The sequence below is a fragment of the Elusimicrobiota bacterium genome, assembly GCA_016721625.1.
Classification (GTDB): domain Bacteria; phylum Elusimicrobiota; class Elusimicrobia; order FEN-1173; family FEN-1173; genus JADKHR01.
Genome location: JADKHR010000001.1, coordinates 2,220,975 through 2,245,473, shown reverse-complemented (window position 1 = coordinate 2,245,473; position 24,499 = coordinate 2,220,975). Strand labels below are relative to the sequence as shown.

The following is a 24,499-nucleotide window of genomic DNA, read 5'->3' as shown; positions in this document are numbered from 1 at the left end:
CGACGATCCGCGGCGGAAACAATCCCCGGCCTGGACGGATTTTTGGGCGGACCGCTCCCCGCCCCTTTTTTTCGTCGAATCACTGGAGGGCGCGCACCCGCTCCACCAGCGGCGGGTGGGTGGCGTGGAGCCAAACGTAGAAGGGATGGGGAGTGAGGTTGGCGAGACTTTCCGCGGAGAGTTTTCGAAGGCCGGAGGCCAGGGCGCGGCCGGTGCCGAGGGTTTCGGCGGCGTAACGGTCCGCCTCGAATTCGTTTCGCCGTGAAAAGGCGTGGAGCGGCAGGGACAGGATGAAACCAACGGGAGAGAAGAGGATCCCGAACACGGCGAACCCCGCGTGAACGGAAGGATCCACCTGGAACGCGCCGAAGAGCGCCGGCCAGCGGAGGGCCAGGGACAGGACGAACAGGGTTCCACCGGTTTGCAGGGCGCTCAGGGCGAACCCTTTCCAAACATGCCCCTTTTTATGGTGGCCGATTTCGTGGGCCAAAACCGCCACCAGTTCGTCCACCGAATATTTTTCCACCAAGGTATCGAACAGGGCGATCCGCTTGTTTTTTCCGAACCCCGTAAAAAACGCGTTGCCCTTGGCGGACCGCTTGGATCCGTCCATGACAAACAGGTTGGAGAGGGGATAGCCCACCCTCTGGGCATAGTCAAAGATCGCCCGACGAAGGTCGCCCTCGGGAAGCGGTGTGAACTTATTGAAGAGCGGAAGAATCCAGCTCGGCGCAACGAACTGGAGCAGGAGGGTGAACCCCGTCACCGCGCCCCAGGCCCACAGCCACGCGGTCGACCCCAACCGCCCGAAGAACCACAACAAAAGGGCCAACAGGGGCCCGCCGATCGCCGCGGTCAACAAAAGTCCTTTCAACCGATCGAGAACGAAGGTCCTCGGCGTGGTTTTGTTGAAATCGAAACGCGCCTCCAACACGAAGGTCGAGTAAATGGAGAAGGGCAGGCTGAAGAGCTCATTCAGAAAGAAAAGAACTCCCAGGTAAATCACGCCGGTGGGGATCTCGGAAAATCCAAAACTCCCGGCGAACCGATCCATGAATCCAAAACCTCCCAAAAACCAGAAGGCCAAGAGCCCCGCGAGTTTCAAGGAAGAATCAACGAAACCGAACCGGGTTTTGGCCCGGGTGTAGTCTTGGGCCCGGGCGTATTTCTTTCCGTCGTAGACGTCTTCGAAACCCGGCGGCGGGTCTTTCTTCAAGGCGCTCACGTTCAACCACTCGGCCACCCATTCAACCCATTGAATGAGAACGAGGGTCCCCGCGATGAATAGGCCCAGAGGGGTTAGCATGATTTCTCCTTTTTGGTCGCGCCCGCGATCCGCTTAATGAGCCCGCCAAAAGAACGGACCACGGGGGCGATCGCCCGAGCGGTGAGCGAGCGGGCGTCTTCGATTAAAACATACGCGGTGGGCATCAGAAACAAGGTCATGGGCATGGCGATCATCAGCCCCCAGGCCAGGGACAGAGCCATGGGGGAAACGAAGGGCTCGTACCCGTTCATGCCGAATTTGTCTTGCAAGAATTTTCCATAGGCCGTGGGCAACAGACCCAGAAGCGTCGTCACCGAACTGGCGAAAATGGGGCGCAACCGGACCACCGCGCCTTCCACGGCGGCCTCTTTCACGCTGAGCCCCTCGTCCCGGCGCTGATTGATGAAATTGACCAGCACGATGCCGTTGTTGACCACCACGCCGGTCATGGCGACAACGCCCAGAAGCGCCATGAAACTCACGGGCTGATTGTGCAGGAGCAGGGCCCACACGACCCCCAACATGCCGATCGGAATGGACAACAAGATCATGAACGGCTGAACATAGGATTTAAAGATCGCGGCGAGGATCACGAAATCCAAAAAGATCGCCACCCCGAACGCCTTGTACAGGGAGCGGAGCGATTTGTTGGTTTCCTCTTCTTCTCCGCCATAGACCAATTCATACCCGGGGAATTCCTCGGAAAGGGTCTTAAACTTGTTTTTTAGGCGCAGGTTGATTTCCCGGGAGGTCGCGACCGCCGTGTCCACGTCTGCGGACACCGTGACGGCCGGGCGGAAGTTGTAGCGTTCGAGAGAGGGGGGGCCGCGCCCCTTCTCCACCCGAGCCACGGCCCCCAGCCTCACGGGGCGCCCCTGGGGGTTGAGCACCTCCAGAGACATCAGTTCTTGGGCTTGGGTCCGTTGGTCCGCCTGAAGGCGCACGCGGATTTTGATTTCGTCTTGTTCGTTCCCGCGCCGGATGACGCTGGCCTCGCCGCCGTCCACCGCGTACAAAATAGTCTGCGCCACCCCCGCCACGGTCAATCCCGCGAACGCCGCCTCCCGGGGATTAAGGACCACGCGCATCTGAACCTTGCCGCCTTCCCGGGAATCCCGCAAATCCCGAACCCCCGGCCAGGTCGACAGGTCGTTTTTGATATTGTCGACGATGCGTCCAATGACCGCCGGGTCCCGGCCACGGACCAGGACCTGCACGGCTTTCCCCACGGGTGGCCCCGTGCGAAGCTCTTCAAAAACCACCCGGCCGCCTCCCGGAATGTCTTTCAGCTTCTCCCGCAAATCCGCAATGAGGGTTTTGGTTTTCCGTTTCCGTTTTTCTTCGGGCGTCAAAAACACCCGCGCTTGGGCGTAGGCGGTTCCGGCCCGCATCTCTTCCTCAAACCCTTTCATCCCCACGTTGGAGGTCACGGCCTCCAAATCCTCCGGGGAGATTTCCAACACCGCTCGCTCCACAAAGGCCATGGCCCGCTCCGTTTCTTTCAGGTGGGTCCCCTCCGGCATGTCGAGCTGAATAAAGAACTGGTCGACCAATCCCGCGGGAAAAAGCACAAATTTGAGCCGATGGCGGGCGATCACGACCGTCCCTAAAATCACGGCGAACGTCAAGAGAACAAATTTGAACCGATGATGGACCCCCCAGGACACCGCGGTCCGAAACCCGTTTCGAACATAGCGGAACCAGCCCCGGGCCTCGGATTCTTCGGTGATCGGCTTGCCGAACGGGATCAGTTCCGCCACATGCCCGGGTAAAATGAAAAAGGCTTCAAAGGCGCTCGCCAAAAAAGCCAGCACCACGATGATCGGGATCATCAACAAGAACTTGCCCATGATCCCCGTCACCAACGCGAACGGCAAAAACGCCGCCGACGTGGACGCCACCGACGCCAAGACGGGGACCACCACTTCCCGTGTTCCATCGAGGGCGGCCTGGAGCGGGGGTTTGCCCATTTCGAGATGGCGGTAAATATTTTCGGCCACCACCACCGAATCATCGTCCAGCATCCCCAACACAATGATGAACGCCAACAGCGACATCAAGTTGATGGTGAACCCCAGGGGAACCGCCAGGGCGAACGCCGCCGCAAAGGAAAGCGGAACGCCCAGGGCCGCCACCAGGGCCAACCGCCAATCCAAAAATAGGAAGAGCGCGGCTAAAATCAAAATACCGCCCTGCACCAAATTGTTGGTCATCACCGACAGTCGTCGTTTGATGAAGAAAGACCAATCGTCGGAAGCCACCAGCGTCAGCCCTTGGGCTTTGGCGCGGGAGGTGAATTTGGCTTGAACGGCCCGCACGGCGCTCGCCAACCGGATCGTGTCGCCCGAACTGAGTTTTCGAACGTTCAGGTCGATGCTGGGAAGGCCGTTGGCCCGGTAGAGGAACCGGGGATCCTCGAACCGTTCCGCCACCCGGGCCACGTCTTTGACACGGAGAAATTGCCGGGCGTCGTTACCGCGAAGGATAAAGTCCCCCACCTGCTCGGCCGACAAGACCGAACCGGTGACCCGCACCCAGAGTTCCTGGGTGCCCACCTCCACCGTTCCGGCGGAAACATCGGTGTTGCGGGCGCGCACCGCGGCGGCCACTTCGGACAAGCTCAACTGATGCTGATTCAACCGGCGGCGGTCGGCCTCGATCCAAATCTCCCGCTTTTTGTACCCGCTCTTCTCCACCCGGGACACCCCGGGCAGGTCTTCCACCACGTCCGCCAATTCATCGGAGAAATGACGGCGGACCTCTTCCTCTCCCCCCGCCACCGACAGCGTGATCAAGGGGCGATCGCTGGTTATTTCTTGAACCACGGGCCGGTCCACCTCCGACGGGAAATCCGTGACGCGGTTGACCGCCTGTTCGATGTCGTTGATCGCCCGGTCGATTTGGCGTTTCGACAAATCTTCGTCCATCCGAACCGTGATGACGGACCGGTTTTCCAGGGAAGAGGAAAACACTTTGTCGATCCCCGCCACCGGCCGAAGCTGTTCCTCGATTTTGGTCGTGACCAACCGTTCCACTTCTTCCGGCGAGGCCCCGGGGTAAAGGGTGGTGATGACCATAATGTCAAAATCGATTTCCGGGAACGCCTCCCGCCTTACATGAAAAAACTGATACCCCCCCACCACCAAAAGGAAGAGAGTGATGAGGTTCGTGACCACCGGCCGACGAAGAAAAAAATCAATCATGGGTCGTTCCCCAGGCGCGAAAGAGCCCGCCCGTGGCCCGGGACAGCTCGACCTGGGTCATGAGTTCGTCGGCTTCGGCCAACAGCGCAACGGTTTGGGCCCGTTGCAAATCTTTTTGAAAGCGCACCAACAGGTCCGTGCTCGACCGTCCCCGGCGAAAGTTGGCCCTTTCGGCCTCCAGTTTTTTCCGTTCGATGGCCACGATCCGGCGGCGCACCGACACCCGTTCCAGAGCCAGGCGCCGGGCCTCCATCTGGTCCCGAATATCGCGCAGGGCCGCTTCCGTGACCCGGGCCAGTTCTTGCCGAGCGTCTTCCAAGGTCAACGCTCCGCTCTTTCGCTCCAGCTTTTCTTTTCGCCCGGCGAAGGGAACACGGAAAGCCAGTCCGGCGCTCACGACGGGATTGTCCCATTGGCTCAAATCCTTCCAGGCGGGGCTGTAGCCCGTGTCCAACCCCGCCATCCCGTAAGACCCCAAAAAAGAAAGTTCGGGCAACGTGTCCAGGGTCGCCACCCGTTCGTTCCATTGGGCCGCTTCCAGCCTCGCCCGAGCCGCTTCAAGATCGGGGCGGGAGTTTAGCCCCAGTGCCACGGCGTCGGGTTCGGACGTGGGCAAAACCAAATCCAAGGTCGGCGTGGACACCGCCACCTCCCCGGCGGAGGATTCCCCCTGGCGGTGGAGGACCGCCAAAAGGCTCAACCGCGCCCGCTCCAAAAGCGACGTCGAAAGTAAAACCTCGGCTTCGTCCACTTCCAAAGAGGCTTCGGCCTGAGCGAGATCCGAATCGTCCGCCAATCCGTATCGTTTTCGATCTTGATAAACGTCCGCCAATTTTTTGGACGACGTTCTGGATTCTAGAGCCACTTTCAAATTTTCTTGGGCGTAATAATAGGTCACGTAGGCTTTCCCCGCGGCCAACACGATGTTTTCAATGGCGGTCGCGGCCTGGGCCTCGGCGGCACGGGTGGAAGCGCGGAACAGGCTCCGGCGAGCGATGTCGGGCCGCCCCCAGAAATACCGGAGGAGCGGCTGATCGACGCTGAGGGTCAATCGGGAATCCACGCTGGGGTCCAGAGAACGGAAAGCCGAGGGGTTGGAGATACGATTGTTCGTCCACGCCAGCCGCGCCGTGGTGCCCAGCAACGTCTGCTGGGTAATGCCCAGGTCAAAGGCGGTTTCTTCGCTCTTCTCTCCTTGCACGAGCGGAGCGGCCCTGGGAGATTCATCTTTTTTCCAGTTATACAGTCCAAAGAAATCCGGATCTGTCTCGGAAAGGAGGAGCGGCTCTTGGAGCGCCGCCTGTCGGGCGGCAATCATGGCGCGGGCCACTTCGGGCGATTTTTCCACTGCTTCCCGAACGCTGTCCGCCAACGAAAGAGGAGATTGTCCCCAGCTGAAAGCGGCGAAAAGAAGAATCGCCGTCCCCGCAAAAATAAACCTCAACGAAAAAGCCAACTCATTTCCCTTCGCCCAACTCCAGGAGGGCCTCTTTGAGGTCTTGATCGTGCCGGTGGCTTTGGAGACGCGCCAACAAACTGTAGGCCGCCGGCACGACGAAAAGCGTCAGCAAGGTCGAGACCGTGACGCCGCCGATCACGACCACCGCCATGGGGCGGATGGTTTCCGCCCCGGCCCCAAAACTGAAGGCGGCGGGCAAGGCGCCCGCAACCGTTGAGACCGACGTCATCACCACGGGACGGAGGCGAACGGGGCAGGCTTCCAACAGGGCGTCCCGAACGTTGCGGCCGATTTTTCGGCGTTCGTTGGTAAATTCCACGAGCATAATGGAATTCTTTTTAACGAGCCCCATTAAAAGGAGGAGGCCGATCATGCTGTAGATGTTTAAGGTGATGCCCGTGAGTCGCAGGGCCAGGAGCGCCCCGGTGATGCTGAAAGGCAAAGCCAAGAGAACGGTGAACGGATGGATGAAACTGTTGAACTGGGCCCCGAGCACCATGTAGGCCACGAAAAGGCCCAGGACCAGCGCAAAGGTGAGGGAGGAGAACGATTCCTTAAAGGTTTGGGCGCTCCCCGAAAGGACCAACCGGTTTCCCTCGGGCAAACCCGCGCCGGCTTTATCCAAGAAACTCAACACTTCTCCCTGGGAATGACCGGGGGCGATGTTGGCGAAGATCCCGATGGCCCGTTCCCGGTTCTTCCGCGTAATGGTGAGAAGCGTGGGTTTTTCCCGAATGGCCACCACGTCCGAGAGCTGAACCAGCTCCCCCCGATTGTTTCGGACATAAACGCGCTCGATGTCGGCAGGTTTTTCCCGGTCGCCGGTGGCGAGGCGGACCCGGATGTCATAGCGTTTCCCCCCCCGGGTGAACTTGCCGGCCCGAACGCCGCCGATCATGGCGTTGATGGTATCGGCGATGGCCCCCACGGTGACGCCCCGCTCGTTGGCCTTTTCACGGTCCGGCGTGACGCGAACCTCGGGCATGCCGAGCCGGTAGTCCGTGTCCACATCCACGACCAGGCCGGAGCCTTCCAGTTTTTTCATGAGTTCGGCGCTGACGGCGGCCAGGGTGTCCCAGTCCCGGCCGCGCACGGTCAATTCCACGGGGTAGCCCCGCTGGGCCGTGAACCCCTGTTGGGAAAGATCCTGGACGCCGACTTTCATGACGCCGGGAATTCCGTTCAATTTCTTTCGCAAGAGCCCGATCAAATCTGACTGAGTGGCGGGTTGTTTGAAGGGGTCCGCCACGGGGCGAGCGCCCCGGGGTTTCATGGAGACGAACATCATCCCCGAGTTGACATCGCCGCCGCCGAACCCGCCGATGGCGGCGAACGTGCGCAGGACTTCGGGCCGTTCGGCCACGATCGCTTCCGCCTTCTTCATCACCTCGTCCGTAAACCCAATGGAGGACCCCAGGGGCGTTTGGAGCCGCACCAGAAACCGGCTTTGGTCCTGGGAGGGAACGAACTCTTTTTTCACGCCTTTGGCCAGGAAAAGAGATCCGACGAAGATCGCCAGGGCTAGACCGATGACCGCCCACCGGGCGCTCAAACAATGGACCAACGACCGGCGGTAGAGGTTGGAAAGGCCCGTCATGAATCGGTCCATACCGCGTCCCAAGGCGGTGGTATGCCCGATGTCCAGGAACTGGGAACAGCGCATGGGGGCCAGGGTGAGAGCCTCCAGAAGCGAAAGCGTCACGGCCACCGACAACGTCACGCCGAAGGAAAAAAGGAATTTCCCGATGATCCCTTTCATGAAGATCACGGGGACGAAGATGGCCAGGATGGCCACGGTGGCCGCCATGGCGGCAAACGATATTTCCCGGGCCCCCACGATGGCGGCACGAACACGGCTTTGCCCCATTTCTCTGTACCGAACGATATTTTCCAGCACCATGATGGCATCGTCCACCACGATGCCGACACAGAGAGAAAGCCCCAGGAGCGTGAAGGTATTCAGGGTGAAGCCGAAAAAATAAAGAAACGTGAAGGCCCCGATGATGGACGTGGGAATGGCTAAAATGACGTTTAAGGCCGAACTGAAAGATCCCAGGAACATCCAGCAAACGAAGGAGGTGAGGATCGCGGCCAACACCAGGGTCGTGACGAGTTCATGGACGGAATCACGAATAAAACGAGTGGTGTCGAAATTCAGGTCGATGGTGAGCCCCTGGGGAAGATCCTTTCGCACCTCCGCCATGCGGCGAAGCACCTCGTCCGCCACGGCCACAGCGTTGGCCCCGCGCTGTTTGCGGATCCCCAACCCCACGGCGGAAACCCCGTTGGAGCGGGAAAGCCGCCGCAGGTCCGCCAAACCGTCTTCCACTTCCGCCACGTCGCCGATGCGGATGGTTTTGTAGATGGGCGAACCGCTTCGGGCGGGAAGAATGATGCGGCGGAACTCCTCCACCGTGCCGGCTTCGCCCATCACCCGCACGTTCAATTCCTGGCGGGGCGCCTCGATCCGGCCCGCCGGGACTTCGGCGTGCTGGGCTGTGATGGCGCGCAGAACATCTTCGGCCGCCAGTTCCCTCGCCCGCAATTTTTCGGTGTCCAACCAGACCCGCAGGTTCGGGTCGATGTAGCCGCCCAGGGTGACTTCCGCCACGCCGGGGACCGTGGTGAATCGATCCTTTAAATTGTCGCGCACATATTCCATCAGGAAACGGCGGTCTCGGTTGCCGCTCACGGCCAGCCACATAATAGGTTGATCTTCGGGGTTGGATTTGGACACGACGGCGGGGTCCACTTCATTGGGAAGGAGTCGCTGGGCCTGGGCCAACTTGGTTTGCACTTCCTGGAGCGCCACGTCGATGTCTTTGGACAGATCGAATTCCAAGGTCACGCTCGAGCGGCCCTGCCGGGAGTTGGAGGATACTTCCCGGATGCCTTGCACGCTCATGACCGCGTCCTCCACCACGTCCGTCACTTCGGTTTCCATCACCTCCGGGGCGGCGCCTTCCCAATCAATGGAAACCGTCAACACCGGGAAATCCACGTCCGGCAATTGGCTGACCCCCATTTTTTGGTAACTCAGGGCGCCGAATACGATGAGCCCGATCATGAACATCCAGGCGAAGACGGGGTTCTTGATGGACAGGTCGGACAGGGTCATGGGTTCCCCTCGGGGGTGTTTCCGGTGGCCAGTTCCAAGCGAAGAGCGACGTTCTTGGCCGCCAGCCGGGCGGTGTCCAGCGACAGTTGGGCTTCTTGCCAGGTGTTCAAAGCGGCCAGCACGTCCAGGTTGTTCACGAGGCCCAGACGGTAGTCGTTCCGCTGAGCCATGTAATTCCTTTCAGCCAGGTCGGCGGAACGTTTCAACTTGTCCACCTGGGAGAGCAAACTCAAAAGGTTTCGGTGCCGTTCCCGAATCTCCCCCTCGGCCTCTCGGCGCGCCTGGGAAACTTGAAGCGCGGCGGATCGCTCTTCGGACTTGGCCAGATCCACCAGGCTTCGCGTCTTTCCCCCGTTATAAAAGGGCGCGTCCAAAGTGAAGAGAATGTCCCAATCCACGGGCTCGGTGGCTCCCACGCGTTTCAGGTAATAGTTGCCGCCCACATCCAGCGTGGGCGAATAGCCGCCCCGGGCCGAACGGATATACTGTCGGCGGGATTCCTGACGGGCTTCCGCTTCCCGCACCTCGGGCCGCTGAGCCATCTTTTGAAGATAGTTCTCCAAGGGGGCCGGGGCGGCGGCCTCGGGCCGGTCGTCTCGGATGGCGGTGGCTTGAACACCCATAAAGGTGTTCAGGACCGCCAAGGAGGCTTCCCGAAATCCGCGAGCCACTTCCAGCCGGGATTCCAGATTGGCGTTTTGGGATTCCGTGGACAAGATCTCGCTTTCCCGCGAGCGGCCGATGGCCACGCGCTTTTTAAGTTCCGCGATGCGTTCTTGGGAAAGGCGGATCAGATATTGCAGACTCTCCATTTCCCGGTCCCGATCGGCGACGGTGAAAAAGAGCCCGGCCACATCCTCGTAGAGAAGGATTTTGGCGCGTCCCACCGCCTCGCTCCGGGCGGCGATCTCCGCCTTTTGGCCCCGCATGGCCGCGAATTCGCGGAACCCGGAAAAAATCGCCTGCCGGCCATACAAAGCGACTTCGGGCCGATCGCGGCGCGAAACGCTGTCGTTGGCCCCCGATGGAACCCCCGACATATCCTGGATTTTATCGGTAGCGCGCAGTCCCACGGAGGGAAGCACCCCGGAACGCAATTGCGCGTATTGGGCCTCCCCCCGGCGAATGTCTTCCTCGGACAACCCCACCGACTCGCTCCGCCCCAGAGCCAGACGGTAGCAGGCGTCCAACGTCAAAGGCTCCGCCAACGCCCGCGGCTCTTCCGCCTGAACCGAAGAAATTAAAAGAAGGAAAATCAACGAACAGCTATTCTTCATCACACACACCGCTCTAAGGGAGTTCTGGACGCCACCCCCGAAGGGGGCGGTCGGCGTCAAATTATCTCAAATTCGAGGAAAGGCCGGGGCCCCGTTGGGCCTCTTGGTTGAGGCGTTGGCCCGCCCGATGGTGTCTCTTTAGCCGCCTGGCCACCCGTCTGAGCATGCAATTTGTAGTTGCCCCATTTAGGGGGCCACCTTTTTCCAGGACGAGTTCTTTGGACGGACAATCGCCCGATAAATCGGGCAACTACAGAAATCGCTTCGGAGCGTTAAACGGGCTCGCCTACTCGACGTGGGGGCGTTTTCGGTTTTGTTTGATTCGGGAGTGGTGGTGTTTGCCTTGAAGCATCTTTTCTTTGGCGCGCCGGCTACGGCGGCGTTTTTGGCGGCGGATCTTTTCCATGGCCTGTCTTTTTTGGCTGGCCGCGCCCAAAACCTTTTCTTCCATCTGTTCGGCGAGCCGGCGACGGGCCAGGAAACGGTTCAACGCCTGGGACCTCTCCTCCTGGCAACGCACCGCGGTGCCCGTCGGGCGATGGATCAAAACCACGCAGGAGGACACCTTGTTGACGTTCTGCCCGCCCGGACCGCCGGAGCGAACGAAACTTTCCTCCAGGTCCTTCTCCTGAATTCCCAATCGGGCGAAACGGGCTTCCAACTCTTTCACCTTACTTTCTTGAACGGGGAATTCAGGCATGTTCATCCGAGGGATGGAAGGGTGGATCCCGGAACGGCGGGATCAGCGTTTGATTTGGCGGAGAACCCGCCCCGCGGGGTCCTGAATTTCGAGCAGGAGGGGCATGGCGCCCACGGCGTGGGTCGAGCAGGAAAGGCAGGGGTCGTAACAACGGATGGCGCCCTCCACGCGGTTCAGCGCGCCCTCTTTAACGTCGGCGCCGTGGACATAGGTTTTGGCCACCTCCAAAACGGCCCGGTTCATGGCGGGGTTGTTTTGGCCCGTGGCGATCAGGAGGTTGACGCCCGTGAGTATCCCATGGACGTCCACCGTGTAGTGGTGGAACAGCGTGCCCCGGGGCGCTTCGGAACAGCCCACGCCCTCGGACCGGTTCCGGCCCGCCTCAGCGCGAAGATCGTTGAGAGTCACCAGGGGATCGTTCAAAATCATCTCCACCTGCTCCACCGAGGTCATCATTTCGATGATCCGAGCATGGTGGAAGGCGAAGGAACTCCCGATGGGCCGTCCCCCTCCCATGGATCGAAAATTCTCGAACTCTTTCTGGGCCCGTGGGGTGGGCATCTTGGTGGCCACGTTCAGCCGCGCCAGGGGACCCACCCGATAGACGCCGCCCGGATATCCCAGGGGTTTGAAATAAGGCGCTTTCAAATAGGAGTAGGCTAGAGGACGTTCGGCGATGAATTCCGCGAAGCGCGCGGGATCCACCTGATCGGCCGCGACCTTCCCTTCCGCGTCCACCCAGCGCAGTTTTCCGTCGTACAGTTCGTGGGTCCCGTCCGGCTTGACGGTGCCCAAATACAGGGTATCGAACCGCGCGAAGGCTTCCATTTCCTTCCGGTTGGCGTCCCAGTATTTCTTGTAAAGGCCCAGGGCCACCTCGACGCTTTCCTTGGCCTCGGGGATCCAGGCCAACAGGGCGGCGCGGTTTTCTTCCGTGAGGGCTTGGGTGACGCCGCCCGGCACCACGGCCCCGGTGTGGATTTTTTTTCCGGAGAGGCGGGACGACAGCTCCTGCCCGAACTTCCGTAGGCGGATGCCCCGCCGCGCCACGTCGGGGAACTTTTCGGCGATGCCCAAAATGTTCCGGGAGGCGGGGTCCGAATCCCAGCCGAACAAAAAGTCGGGGGACGACAAATGGAAAAAACTGAGCGCGTGGGAACTGAACATCTGCCCCAGGTGCATGAGCCGCCGGAGAAGCGTGGCCGTCGGTGGAACCTCCACCGCCATGATATTTTCGCAGGCCTTGGCGCTGGCCACCGCGTGGCTCACGGGACAGATGCCGCAAATGCGCGGGGTGATGATGGGCATTTCCGTGAAATGGCGGCCTTCGCAAAATTTTTCGAACCCGCGGAACTCTTCCACGTGGAACCGCGCGTCGGCCACCCGGCCGTCGTCACCCAGAACGAGGGTGATCTTCGCGTGGCCTTCCACGCGCGTCACCGGATGAATAACGATAGTCTTGTCAGCCATTTTTTAGCGCCCCCGCCGGGATTTCCAACGGCCGGCCCTCCAACAGCGCCTTGAGCGCCGTAAAAATCAAATCCGCCGGCGGCGGGCACCCGGGCACGTACACATCCACCTTCACGTGGCGGGACAGCGGACTCGCCTGGGGCAGAAGCGTCGGGATTTCCACCGACGGGACCGTCCCTTGACCATCGTTCGTTGGAGCCTTGCGGTAGGCCTGGTCCAACATGGCCGCGGGCCCCAATAGGTTCCGGAGCGCCGTCACGTTCCCCGTCACCGCGCAATCACCGAGGGCCACCAATACTTTGGACCGTTCCCGGATCTTTAAAATCTGTTCCCGATCCTGGTCAGTGGACACGCACCCTTCCACCACCGCCACATCCACGTTCTCGGGGAACTCCTTGCCGTCCACGAGCGGGCTTTTGACCAGGTCCATGAGCGGCGCGATCTCCAAAAGGCCTTCATCGATGTCCAGGAGCGACATGTGACACCCCGAACAACCGCCCAACCAAACGGTGGCGACGCGCTTTTTCATGGAAGGGCCTTTCGCCTTGCCGCCAAAACCCCGGCGATGGAAGGATCTTTTTTCAACTCGCCCGGCACCGATCCTTTTTTCCAGAGGGCGCCGGTGGGGCAGACCTGGACGCACTTTCCGCAATTCGTGCAGTCCGTGGATTCCCCCCAGGGTTGGTTGAAATCTGAAATCAGACGGCTCTCGACGCCTCGTCCCATCACGTCCCACACGTGGGCGGATTCGATCTCGTCGCAGACCCGCACACAGCGGGTGCAAAGGACGCACCGGTTGTGGTCCAAGACGAATTCCTTGTGGGACGCGTCCACCCGGACCCCCGGTTGAAGGAACGGGTAGCGGAAATGATCGATCCCGGCTTTCACGGCCAGGCCTTGAAGCTCGCAATGGTTGTTGGCCACGCAGACCCCGCACATATGGTTCCGCTCGGAAAAAAAGAGCTCCAAAATCATCCGCCGGTAGTTCCGGAGCTGGTCGGATTCGGTGCGGACTTTTTGGTAAGGGACCGCCGGGGTGGTGCAGGCCGGGAGGAGCTTGTTGGTCCCTTCGATCTCCAGCAGGCACAACCGGCAGGCCCCCACTTCCGTCAGCCCGTCGATGGCGCAGAGGGTGGGAAGCCAAATGTTTTCCCGTCGGCACACGTCCAACAGGGTTTCCTTGGGTTCCGCCGAAACCTCGCGACCGTCGATGGTGATCGTGAAACTCATCGGAGGGCCTCGACCGCGTCCATGGAGCAGACGCCCGCTGGACATCGGCGGTCCCGAATGTGGGCGGCGTATTCGTCCCGGAAATAGCGCAGGGTGGAAATGAGCGGGTTGGGGGCCGTCATGCCGAGCCCGCAGAGGCTCGTGGCCTTCACCATGGGAGCCAATTCTTCCAAGAGCGCCAGGTCGCCCATGGTGGCGTGCCCGGCGCAGATTTTGGCCAAAAGGTCGTGCATGTGTTTGGTTCCGACCCGGCAGGGCACGCACTTGCCGCAACTTTCATCCATGCAGAATTCCATAAAGAATCGGGCCACGTCCACCATGCAGGACGTGTCGTCCATCACGATGAACCCGCCGGAACCCATGATGGACCCCAACGTTTGGAGCGATTCATAGTCCACGTGGGTGTCCAGATGGGCTTCCGGGATGCACCCGCCCGAGGGACCGCCGGTCTGGACCGCCTTGAAGCGCCGCCCGCCGGGGATGCCGCCGCCGATGTCGAAAATAATTTCCCGGAGCGTGATCCCCATGGGGACCTCGATCAGCCCGGTGTTGCGGATTTTTCCCGCCAAGGCAAACACCTTGGTCCCCGCGTTCTTGGGCGTCCCGATGGCCGAAAACCACTCGCCGCCCTTGGTCAGGATGGGCGCGATGTTGGCGAAGGTCTCGACGTTGTTGATGAGCGTCGGTTTTCCCCAGAGGCCCGATTCCGCCGGGTAGGGCGGCCGGGGACGGGGTTGGCCGCGGCGGCCTTCGATGGAGGCGATGAGCGCGGTCTCTTCTCCGCACACGAAAGCCCCGGCGCCGATGCGGATTTCCACGTCGAACGAAAAACTCGTTCGGAAAATTTCACGCCCCAACAGCCCTTCCCGCCGGGCCCCCTTGATGGCGAGTTCCAACCGTTTGATGGCCAGGGGATATTCGGCCCGCACGTAAACAAATCCTTTGTTGGCCCCCACCGCGTAGCCCGCGATGGCCATGCCCTCCAGCACGCGGTGCGGGTCGCCCTCCAGCACCGAGCGGTCCATGAAGGCGCCGGGGTCGCCCTCGTCGGCGTTGCAGATCACGTATTTCTGCTCGTTCACCATCTTGGCGACGGTTTCCCATTTGAGCCCCGTGGGGTAACCCGCCCCGCCGCGCCCGCGCAGGCCCGACTTTTTGATTTCCGCCACCACGGCTTCCCGGGTCATTTCGCTCAGCATTCGGTGGAGCGCCTGATATCCTCCGACGGCAATGTATTCGTCCAAACTTTCCGGGTTAATCCGGCCGCAGTTTTCCAAAACAATTTTCTGTTGTTTTTGAAAAAAGTGGGCGTCTGGCGCGTCCGGCTCGCGCGCCGAATAGAGTTTGAGTTCGGCCGGTGCCGCGGGCCCGCCCAAAACCTGATCCAAAACCGCGGCCGCTTCCTGGGGCCCTACGCCTTGCAATAAAATGTCGTCGTTGGGAAGTTGAACCAAGGGCCCTCGTTGGCAGGCCCCCATGCAACCGGCCGGGACGATGTCGACCTGGGTTTCCACCCCGCGCTCTTTGACCAACCTCTGAAGGGTCGAAAGCGTTTCCGCGCTGTTGCAGGAAAAACACCCCGCCCCGGCGCAAACGACGATGCGCCGTTTCTGGCCCATCTGGGCCTTGGCGTGTGAGGCTGTTTTCTCAAGATCCACGAAGTTTCTCCTGCACCGTAGCGGCTATTTTCGCCGGATCCACCCGCGCTAAAATTTCCTCGTCGTACACCACCGCCGGGGCCAAACCGCAGGCCCCCAGGCACCGGGCCTGGGCCAACCCCAATTTCCCGTCCGGCGTCACTTCTCCGGGCCGAACCCCGAAGGCTTTCTGGAGTTGATCCAAAATTTTTCCCGCTCCCTTCACGTAACAGGCCGTGCCCATGCACACCAGGCACTGATGGTCTCCCCGGGCCTTCAGGGAGAAATAGTGGTAGAAGGTAGACACCCCGTACACCCGGCTGGCCGGCACCCGCAATTCCTTGGCGACCAAACGCAGGACCATCTCCGGCAAATAGCCGAAAATTTCCTGAACGATGTGGAGGATTTGGATCAGCGCGTCGGGCCGCCGATCGTACAGTTTCATCTCGCGCGTCACGCGCTTAACGCGGGGATCGTCGAAAGTGAGGGGAGCGCTCATAGGAAGGATAATGATACGTCCCGAACTCGGGAAGCACCATGACGGCCGTCATGTTTCTCCCTTGCCAGGAGAGCCGGAGGGAGAAGGCCTTTCCCCGACAACCCCGTAGCTCTTTTGTGGTCCATCGTCCGCGATCCTCCAACGAACACCCCCATCGGCCTACCTTCAAAACTGTTTTCGCCAATATTGAACCGTCATGAATTTCGTGTAATGTTGAATCGCCTCCAAACGCTTTTTTTGCGCCTCGAGGTTGCTTAAGGCCAGGGCGAACTCTGGAACGGAGGCAATGACCTGGTCCGCATAGGCCTGAACCTCCGCGTCGTTCATGTAATGATGGCGAATTTCCGTCAATTCGCCGGAATCCAAAAAGAAACCGCCGCATTTGTAGCATTCGTCCACGTTGACTTCTTTGTCCCGATTGTATTTGTGGGTGTGCAATGGAATGGAACATTTAGGACAGTTGACGGGAGCCCTTTCGAGGTCGTTGCTCCTCGGGGAACGCAACGCTTCTTCCAACGCGTCCCCCAACCCTTCGTTTTTTTCGTCCAGCATTCGGAGTTCATCCTGATCAAACCATAGGCTCTTGCACCCGTTTTCGCATACATCCACGTTGACCCCGAAGTTTTTGGTCACCATTTCCTTGCCACACACCGGACACCGCATGGAGGTTCTCCTATTTTTCCGTTCACGAACCAGGTTTCCGCTGCCTCCCCGTCGGTCTTAAACAGCGCAACGAATCCGCGTTCACGCCGATGAGATGTTTCAGGATTTCATCGGAAAAACGTTTCCGAAACTCGTCTCCGGGCTCCGCATCGACGTCAAAATGAAAGCACGGCCGCACGCCCCCCCCGCGGATTCAGACGGGGCCTGGCAGAAGGACCGGGTGAGCCCCGCGAGCCGGCCCTCCGATGCACCGCAGAAGGTAGCGACAAAAACTAGAAAACAATAAATCAAAAACGGGAGCTCTGGACCAGGATCCCATCTCCAGTGGATTCAAAAGCATCTGCTTCGCTGTCCCGAATGGGATGTAGTGTTGGGCCACGCTGGAAGCCCCAAGGCAAAATTCCTTAAAACACAGCGCTCGAAAGGGCATGCGCTTTTTCCAATAGTGATTCAAGGGAGAGAAAGCCACATTCATATCTTCATCCCGAACAAGTTTCGTTCGATCCGCTATCGTTTGGAATTTTCGCCACAAGGAATGTCGTTCCCGCGAGTCGTATTTATGAAAAATCTCTCGAAAGTATTTGTAATGTCGAATTTCATCCGAACTCATTCGAAACATCAGTTTTTTTAATTCCTCAGATTTTGTTTGTACCCCAATGGCTCGATAAATCATGGCGGTTTCGGTTTCGGTGACACATCGAGCCAACGCTTCCAATCCGGGAGAACGTCGGAGCATGGCGGTATCGCAAAGAGGCCGATAACGATCGGTAAAAAAGGCGAATGCGCTTTCCCAGTCAAATTCAGGCCAGACCCTTTGGACCATTTCTTGAGTCATAAGACCGTGGGTCTTTTCCTCAGGAAGCCAGGTATGGATCAGCCATTGAGTAAACCCCGTATCCCCCAGGAAGAGCGGTCGCAGGTTTTCAACGTAGATCGACACATCGCTCTCAAGGAACGAAATGGTGGCCAATGCGTAAAAACTAAATGGGTCGGAACGGATGGGATGGTCCATCATGGGCGGGCATGTCCGAGAATTCTCTGCAAAGAATTCCAAATCTTAGGGAGCGCCAGCAGAAGAATTTCATTCCCCTCATTTTATTCAGGCCAAATGAACAACTCAACAGACCGGCATGAGGAAACGATGACGAACCATTCGGGTGGTTGTTAGAGCGGAAGCCGCTGAAGAAGCCCTTCTTCCGTCAGGCGTTTGACGACGGCCTGAGCCGCGGCGCGGGTGGGGCCGGTGGTCCAATCGTCTTTGTAGGCCGAAATGGTTCCGTGGCAGGTCCAGACGAGGCGAGCGGTGACGGCGTCGTAAAGACGGGCGCACCCGTTCACATGCCGCTTGTCCCGGGTATCCTCCGCCGGGACGATGGATTGGGAAAAGGGCGTGGCTTCGTGGGGGAGAAAAGCGTCCGCCAGCGTCGCGGCATGGGGTTCGGCCCAGTGAACGATGGGATGGCGGTCCACCACCAACACCGAATCGTAGCCGAGTTTCGCCGCGTCCTTCGGATCTCCGAGGCCGGAGTCCAACAGGACCAAACCGCGCCCGGGGTCCGTTTGGGTCCTCCGAAGCGATTCCTGAAAAGCGCTTTCCACGATGTTCTTCGTCTTTCGATCTCCAGTCAGCAAGACCACCAGCGTCCGGTGGTACGGCCCGGCCGTCACGGCCGGCTCCCGCTGGACTTCCAAATGGACGCTGGGCCCGGCGGCGCACCCGACGAGAAACGCCCCGGCCAGAAGAGAAGAAAACGGTGGACGACGAAGGAGGAGTTTCATTCCCCAAATCAAACCATTTTTTGAGCGAACCCGCCGGATTTCCCACCCCCAACGAGTTCTAGGTCTCAGTGCAACAGGGTCGGTTTGTTTTTGACCTTGGTTCCCCATAAGGCGTTTCGAGCACGTTTTTTCGACGATAGCGGGGCCGGACCTGTCCGATCCGCCCCGAAGGCCTTTGAGGGACGGGAGTTGGTCCGGCCTCCGTCGAAAAAGCGCGCGCAGGCCGCCGGGGCGCGTTTTTGGGGTCCAGGGGCCCTTTTTGCGCGTCCAAAAAGGGCCCTTGGTCGGGTGCGGGCCGGACAGGCCCGCGACGTTGACTTGACTCTACTATTCCGTTGCGCCTACTCATTGAATTCGCCCCCGTTCACCGAACGCGCTCCGCCGTGGGCTCGGAGGAATGGTCCGTGGTCCGTCGACGGGGCTCCGGCGCGGCGACCCGACGCGGCACGAACACCAGCCGGGCGCCCCGCGCGGCCAAAGCCGTCACCGGATACGGTTGACTTTCCATCAAATGGTGCAGGCCCAAGATCGCGGGTCCCCGGACTTCCACCGCCTGCCCGCGTTCCGGCACAAGGTCCACCCGCCCATCCACCAACAGGAAGAACCCCGCGGGTCGATGCCCGGCATAAAAAAGCGTTTGGCCCTCTCCCACCCCATAAACAACGTGCCGAGCCGCCAACCGCCCGACCGTTTCCTCTCCGCAGGGGACCGCCATATCCCCCATGGAAGGACCCGCTTCTTTCATGGCATTCCCCTTCGGTCCAAAATGACCCTTTCTCCGTCCCAGGATTTCCACCAGACCAGTCCCCCTCATTCCAAAGAGAAAACCAGGAGACGGGAAGCGTGAGCGGGTTTTGACGTTTCGAGTCTATCGCCTTCAAGGGAGAGGAGCAATGATCCGGCTCATCGCCGGGGGTGACCGGGGTCAGGTGCGTTCGGAGGGCGGATTGACCAGGCGGGAAAGCCCGTCCGGGTCCAGCAGAGTGATGGATTTTTTATCGAGTCGAACCAAACCCAGTTTCTTGAATTGGCTCAAAAGCCGGATGGTGGTTTCTTGGGTGGTCCCGATCATTTCGGCGATTTCTTCACGGGTGAGCAAAAGGGCGATCTCGGTTCCTTTCTGGGAAGGTTTTCCGTAGATGTCTTTCAAGGTCAAGAGCAGGCGAGCCAACCGAACCAGGACCGGCTTTTCAACGAAGTCCATCAGACGATCTTCAACGGCGTCAAGGTCCATGGCCAGTCTTTTAAGAAGCGACTCCGCCACGACGGGGTTCGCCGACAACATCGATAGAAAAGTCCGTCGTTCCACGAAACACACGCGCGCGTCGCCCAGGGCCTCCGCGCTGAAACTGTGGGGTTTGTCCGTCAACACGGCCCGATGGCCCACGAGGGCCCCCGCCTTGGCGATACCGATGATCTGGGGCCGTCCTTGGCTTCCGGACTTGTAAAGTTTCAACTGGCCTTCGTAGACGCAATAGACGCCCAACGCCGGGTTGCCCTCGTAAAAAAGGACCTGACCCTTCCGGAACAAATTATCGGCCTTGCACTGGTCCAACTCGCGCAACCGATCGCGGGAGAGCCGGTTGAAAACACCCTCCAGCCGGGTCGGGCACGATTCGCAGTGGACGGGCTTCTCGACACTGAGCGCCATGGAGATTTCATTATACACATTGGAAAGCCGTTCCTGAAGAAGGCCTTGATTTTCTACAATGGAGGTCCCCCCAAGGAGGATTCCATGAAAAAACCGCTGGTGGCCGTTCTGATGGGTTCGGTAAGCGATTGGGAAACAATGCAACACACCTCCGCCGTGTTCCGAGATTTTGATGTTCCGCACGAATGCCGAGTCCTCTCGGCCCATCGCACCCCGAAAGAAACCAAAGCCTTCGCGGAACGCGCGGAAGCCCGGGGTCTGGAAGTGATCATCGCCGGCGCCGGCGGCGCCGCCCACCTCGCGGGCGTGGTGGCCTCGCTCACAACGCTTCCGGTCCTGGGGGTCCCCATGGAAAGCGCCGCGCTGAAAGGAATGGACTCCCTCCTCTCCACCGTGCAAATGCCGGGCGGAATTCCCGTGGGAACGCTCGGCATCGGCCGCGCCGGGGCCATCAACGCCGCCCTTCTGGCCATCGCCATTTTGGCCAACAAACACGGCGAGTTCCGAAAGAAAATCGTCGATTACCGAGCCGCCCAAGCCCGCAAGGTCCTCCAGAGCAAACTCCCCTCACCCTAACCGCGCGGAGGGCGTCAGCAGGGAGCGGGACGGAATCCCTTGAGGTGTCGCCCCATGGATTCCAAAAAGGTGGGGAAGGGGCGATGCCGTTACCTTCTTTGAATGGGCTTTCCCATCGTCGCATGAGGAATATACACCTCACCCATCAACCCTGATCTAACGGCGGGGTCCGGCTTTTTTTGAGCGACATGTCGCCGGACGCCCCAGGCGGAGAGAAGTCCAAAAACCGCCGCGAAAATCGCGGCTAAAGCGGCCTTTGCCAATCGATAGGCCCGCACCCCCACCGGACAGTCTTGGGTGATAATGGATCCGTCCTTTCGTTGATAGAACCTCACGCACAGGCGTCCCTCTTGCTGGGCAAGGAGGGTTTCCGCTTCCCCCCGCGTCATCCCCGAAAGGTTGTAAACATTAAGTCGGCACTTTCCACAAAACCGAACCCGCTCATTCCCCGTCATGGCACCCCAGTCGGCCGAACAGGGGGACGCTATTTTTATTTTGTTCAAGCGGATGAAGAAACCGGGCCATAAGAGCCTCCCTAAATTTAATTAAACAGCCCCTTTGAGACACCGTCTTTCAAGATGGGTTCCCGCATTTCTCCATAAAAAACACTAAATGGAATGTTGGCAACCCGTAACCCCCCGTCAACAGAAGCCTTGACCGCTGGCCGTTCGGGACCCATACTGGCCCACAGGACAGCTGGAAGGGAGGAGCCAATGAAACGACAACACGTTTTGGTGTGGGCAGGACTGCTGATGGTTTCCGGGAGCGCCGCGCGCGCATCGGTGGTGGAGGTCGCCGGAGGCTACTCCCAGGTGGCAGCGAAGTGGGGGGACAATCTGATGGGGTTCAATGAACACCTTTCGCTGGATTTCGACAACACGGCGTTTACCCGCGTCGAGGGCACGTTATGTGAAAAAAAATTGGGCCTCTCTGCCGGCGTCAACGTGGACCTGGATAACAACGAAGTGGGGGAGGTGAACCGTATCACGGGATACCTGGGGCTCAAAAAAACCTATCTTCGGGTGCAAACCGGCCGCCTGCGCGGTGTGGCGTCCTGGGATGGAGCGCTGGGGACCGGCCAAACGGACACCGTGGCTTTTGACAACACCTTCAATCATGTGGATTTACTTTATTGGTTGCAACCGAAAAAAATGCGTACGCCTTTGTATTTCGGCCTGGGGTACACGAGCCTCAAAATGCCCGTGGAAATGCAAACCATGACGACCCCCGGGAAAAAGGAGAATCAGGTGCTGGGAACGCCTGTTTTTGATCCGGACTTTCAGGGACGGTTCTATGACCTTCTTTTTGGGTTCGACACCTTCGCCAGTTCCATGCTTTACGAGGATTCGATGGAAGCCAAAATGAAGGTGAAAGGGTTCGGCATATTTTTCGCCACGGAAGACCGCGCGGGTTTGGGACAAATACGCGTGGGAAAAGACGCCCTGGCCGCCGCCTCCCAGCTGAACGGAAACCGCCAGCCCGTGGACGACAAATTATTTAGCGGCTGGATCGAATACAACGTGAGCATGGGCCTCAGCTGGACCGGCCGCCTCGGCCAGGGCCGTTTATCGCTCGGCGCCGGTTACGAATTCATGGGCGCCACCGCCGTTTCCTTCGGCGGAGGCGCCAGCTCGCCCACCGAGGTGGGCCTCGACCCCCGCGCCGAACTAATGCGTTACGGCCCGGTCCTGCGCGCCTACGTCCGGTGGTAGTCGCCCCTTTTCATGGAGATCCCCCAATAGGGGACGTTGTGATCTTCCCCTGTTGCCCTATCGCATGCGGTTTCCCTGCCGCTGGGCAAATCGACCGTCGTCACAATTTTTTCGATACAAAAAGGCGCGGCCCCAACTGGATGGCGTAAATCCGGATTTTTCCGCATCTCGTTGGGTTCAGTTTCGAACCAAGAGTGATAATCCCATCGTAACGACCAACCAGACCCAAACTGTATCGTCCATAACGCCCGATAAAATCATCCCGGTTGAGCATTCCGCGAAAATTGCAGATGAATGGGGAAAGAACATTTTCCTTATGCAGGGTTATGACGGTCTCGTTGTTGATGTAATCAAAATCGATTACCTCTCCACCCATGAGAAGCATCTTGCCCAATTCCCCACGCCCTTTTCTCTCGGCTTCGTCGATGAAAGCATCCCAAGAAACGGCGTTAACCTTTTTTGCCAAGTCCTTCAATTTCTGGTTGTTGTAATTGGTCAACTCATTCATTTGTTCGTTTGTCAAAGATTCGATTTTTCCGTTTTTAACATCCCATTCCAATTTGTTCATTCTGGCTTCATGTTGGACCCTCTCAAATTCCATTATCCTTTTCTCGTCTTGATCGATTTTCTTAATGGCGTTCAGGGCTTCGGGAGTGCCAATGGCTTTTAAAACCGCCGTAACTCTGTCTTTGTGAAGAATGAAGTCTTCCCTGTTTTTGAGATATCCGGAAGACAGATATGGAACAACTTGTTGGGCGGCAGGTCCCATTTTTTCCAATACGGGGAACATAGACCCCACAAAAACCCTTTCCTTGACAAGGGAAATCAGGGTTGGCAACGCGTCAACGGCATCGGGCCCACAATAGCCCAAAGCCTCGACGGCGCGGTAACGGTAGTTCGTTAATTCGTCGGGGTGACTTGGATTTCCAAAAAACTTGTCGACAACGGAAGGATTCTTAATAACGATGTCGACGGTCCGCAATCCGGGTTTTCCCGTGTTTGAAACAACTTGTTCGAGATATTGGTCTGTCCCTTGATACCTTATGAGCGGTGGGATGGCCCCGGCGCCCATGGCCACGTAGGCCTGACCGACAGCATTTCTCCCATCGGTGGAACTGTCCAAATAATGGGAAAATTGGAGGAGTGCCAGAACCACGTCTTTTTCTGGACCGATGTTACCTAAGGCTCTCGCGGCATTCATTTGAGTTTTGGGATAATCCGACCGGAGGTTGTTGGCCAGGGAATCGACAAATTGTTTTTTCTTTTGGCTCGTCAAAGCGGCGTATCGTGTCCGAGCCTTCTTCACAACCTCCGGTTTTTTTGAGGCCAAATCGCCGGCAAGAGTGAAACAGTATCCGGAATGGGTCCCAAAAAAGAAAATCAACAAAAAGAAGATCACACAAAAGGATTTTTTCATTCTTTTCCTCCCTGATAATATCATGGTCTAAAATCTCGTTTTCTGGCAACGACGATCGAAATTAGGACCAATTAAACCAATTTGGGGACATGATTGACTAGAGCTGGTCTCGAAAGAGTCGACAACAAAACCTGATTAAATGTAACATGCGGCCAACCCCGCCGAGGGAAGGAGCGTGTTCTTTGAAACGAGACACCGAACTATCGAATCGAGACTGGAAACGGATTAAACCACTACTCCCGCGCCAGAGGATTGGCCGACCGCGAACGGATGACCGGAAGACGTTGAACGGTATTCTGTTCGTGCTGAAGACGGGATGCCGGTGGCGGGATGTCCCACGGGAATACGGATCGCCCGCAGGTTGCCATCGGCGTCTGGTGGCCTGGCAAAAACGAGGGGTCTGGGCGCGGGTGTTGCGTGTCTTACTCGGGCAGTTGGGAAAAAGAGGGCGACTGAAATTGTCACATGGGGTTCTGGACGGTAGCTTCGCTCCAGCAAAAAGGGGGGCGGCTGTGTCGGTCGCACGCGAGGCGGCCTGACAACCAAGCGGGAGATCGTTGTCGACCGGGACGGGATCCCGCTGGCGTGTGTATTGGAACGAGGGCCGGCCCATGAGATCAAATTGGCGGCGAAGGTCTTGGACCGGGTGGCCATTCCGGTGGGACGAGGACGCCCCCGAAAACGGTTTGGGAAGGTTCTGGGGGACCGCGCCTATGCGTGTCGGGCTTTTCGTCAGTACCTGCATCGGAAAGGGACCATTCCCTGCATTTCGCGCAAAAACCGACATGGGCAAGGTCCAGGCCTTCCAAGACACAAAGGGCCTCGAGGGTAACGGCGACGC

Annotated in this window: 21 protein-coding genes; 4 read left to right on the top strand and 17 right to left on the bottom strand. The window is 59.0% G+C overall.

All coding sequences use genetic code 11. The annotated features are described in order from the left end of the window. Positions 1-79: 79 nt before the first annotated feature. From IPP35_09720 to IPP35_09645, 16 genes are all read right to left on the bottom strand, one after another. Entirely contained in the window at positions 80-1,306 is a 1,227-nt protein-coding gene (locus IPP35_09720; protein ID MBL0059369.1) for a M48 family metallopeptidase, read from the bottom strand. Further along, on the bottom strand, positions 1,300-4,470 hold the full coding sequence (locus IPP35_09715) for an efflux RND transporter permease subunit (protein MBL0059368.1): 3,171 nt from the start codon (positions 4,468-4,470) through the stop codon (positions 1,300-1,302). Before IPP35_09715 ends, IPP35_09720 begins: the two co-directional genes overlap by 7 nt. Then, positions 4,463-5,914, bottom strand: coding sequence for a TolC family protein (locus tag IPP35_09710; GenBank protein MBL0059367.1), 1,452 nt, complete (start codon positions 5,912-5,914; stop codon positions 4,463-4,465). The genes IPP35_09715 and IPP35_09710 overlap by 8 nt, the downstream gene beginning before the upstream one ends. Positions 5,915-5,927: 13 nt before the next feature. Then, positions 5,928-9,047 carry an efflux RND transporter permease subunit gene (locus IPP35_09705; protein MBL0059366.1) on the bottom strand — a complete coding sequence of 1,040 codons (3,120 nt, stop codon included), beginning with the start codon at positions 9,045-9,047 and terminating at the stop codon, positions 5,928-5,930. Beyond that, positions 9,044-10,324: a TolC family protein gene (locus IPP35_09700; GenBank protein MBL0059365.1), complete on the bottom strand. Its 1,281-nt coding sequence runs from the start codon at positions 10,322-10,324 to the stop codon at positions 9,044-9,046. Before IPP35_09700 ends, IPP35_09705 begins: the two co-directional genes overlap by 4 nt. Before the next feature lie 286 nt (positions 10,325-10,610). Beyond that, positions 10,611-11,024: a peptide chain release factor-like protein gene (locus tag IPP35_09695; GenBank protein MBL0059364.1), complete on the bottom strand. Its 414-nt coding sequence runs from the start codon at positions 11,022-11,024 to the stop codon at positions 10,611-10,613. Positions 11,025-11,066: 42 nt separating this feature from the next. Then, complete coding sequence (locus tag IPP35_09690) at positions 11,067-12,494, bottom strand: Ni/Fe hydrogenase subunit alpha (protein MBL0059363.1); 1,428 nt, start codon at positions 12,492-12,494, stop codon at positions 11,067-11,069. Continuing rightward, positions 12,487-13,023, bottom strand: a complete 537-nt coding sequence (locus tag IPP35_09685; GenBank protein MBL0059362.1) for an NADP oxidoreductase — start codon at positions 13,021-13,023, stop codon at positions 12,487-12,489. Before IPP35_09685 ends, IPP35_09690 begins: the two co-directional genes overlap by 8 nt. Next, on the bottom strand, positions 13,020-13,724 hold the full coding sequence (gene hoxU / locus IPP35_09680) for a bidirectional hydrogenase complex protein HoxU (GenBank protein ID MBL0059361.1): 705 nt from the start codon (positions 13,722-13,724) through the stop codon (positions 13,020-13,022). Before hoxU ends, IPP35_09685 begins: the two co-directional genes overlap by 4 nt. Next, a complete protein-coding gene (gene nuoF, locus IPP35_09675; GenBank protein ID MBL0059360.1) occupies positions 13,721-15,343 on the bottom strand; it encodes an NADH-quinone oxidoreductase subunit NuoF in 1,623 nt (540 codons plus the stop codon). Before nuoF ends, hoxU begins: the two co-directional genes overlap by 4 nt. A gap of 28 nt (positions 15,344-15,371) precedes the next feature. Then, positions 15,372-15,860, bottom strand: coding sequence for an NAD(P)H-dependent oxidoreductase subunit E (locus tag IPP35_09670; GenBank protein ID MBL0059359.1), 489 nt, complete (start codon positions 15,858-15,860; stop codon positions 15,372-15,374). 165 nt (positions 15,861-16,025) lie between these two features. Further along, complete coding sequence (locus tag IPP35_09665; protein ID MBL0059358.1) at positions 16,026-16,523, bottom strand: zf-TFIIB domain-containing protein; 498 nt, start codon at positions 16,521-16,523, stop codon at positions 16,026-16,028. Between the two features lie 193 nt (positions 16,524-16,716). After that, positions 16,717-17,463, bottom strand: a complete 747-nt coding sequence (locus IPP35_09660; GenBank protein ID MBL0059357.1) for a hypothetical protein — start codon at positions 17,461-17,463, stop codon at positions 16,717-16,719. A gap of 224 nt (positions 17,464-17,687) precedes the next feature. Further along, entirely contained in the window at positions 17,688-18,302 is a 615-nt protein-coding gene (locus tag IPP35_09655) for a hypothetical protein (GenBank protein ID MBL0059356.1), read from the bottom strand. A 364-nt stretch (positions 18,303-18,666) separates the two neighbouring features. Then, positions 18,667-19,047 (bottom strand): cyclic nucleotide-binding domain-containing protein, encoded by a 381-nt coding sequence (locus IPP35_09650; protein MBL0059355.1) that lies wholly within the window; start codon positions 19,045-19,047, stop codon positions 18,667-18,669. Between the two features lie 180 nt (positions 19,048-19,227). Beyond that, the gene (locus IPP35_09645) at positions 19,228-19,971 is read right to left on the bottom strand and encodes a Crp/Fnr family transcriptional regulator (GenBank protein MBL0059354.1); all 744 of its coding nucleotides are present in this window, start codon (positions 19,969-19,971) and stop codon (positions 19,228-19,230) included. A 66-nt stretch (positions 19,972-20,037) separates the two neighbouring features. Between IPP35_09645 and purE the strand changes: the two genes are divergently transcribed. Together purE and IPP35_09635 are read left to right on the top strand one after the other, a co-directional pair. Beyond that, positions 20,038-20,529: a 5-(carboxyamino)imidazole ribonucleotide mutase gene (purE, locus tag IPP35_09640; protein MBL0059353.1), complete on the top strand. Its 492-nt coding sequence runs from the start codon at positions 20,038-20,040 to the stop codon at positions 20,527-20,529. Positions 20,530-21,242: 713 nt separating this feature from the next. After that, complete coding sequence (locus IPP35_09635) at positions 21,243-22,241, top strand: hypothetical protein (GenBank protein ID MBL0059352.1); 999 nt, start codon at positions 21,243-21,245, stop codon at positions 22,239-22,241. 100 nt (positions 22,242-22,341) lie between these two features. Here the strand turns inward: IPP35_09635 and IPP35_09630 are convergent, their stop codons facing one another. After that, a complete protein-coding gene (locus tag IPP35_09630; protein ID MBL0059351.1) occupies positions 22,342-23,442 on the bottom strand; it encodes a hypothetical protein in 1,101 nt (366 codons plus the stop codon). A gap of 398 nt (positions 23,443-23,840) precedes the next feature. On the opposite strand from IPP35_09630, the gene IPP35_09625 reads away from it, so the two are divergent. Both IPP35_09625 and IPP35_09620 read left to right on the top strand, forming a co-directional pair. Then, complete coding sequence (locus IPP35_09625) at positions 23,841-24,197, top strand: transposase (protein ID MBL0059350.1); 357 nt, start codon at positions 23,841-23,843, stop codon at positions 24,195-24,197. Beyond that, positions 24,194-24,490: a transposase gene (locus IPP35_09620; protein MBL0059349.1), complete on the top strand. Its 297-nt coding sequence runs from the start codon at positions 24,194-24,196 to the stop codon at positions 24,488-24,490. Before IPP35_09625 ends, IPP35_09620 begins: the two co-directional genes overlap by 4 nt. Positions 24,491-24,499: the final 9 nt, after the last annotated feature.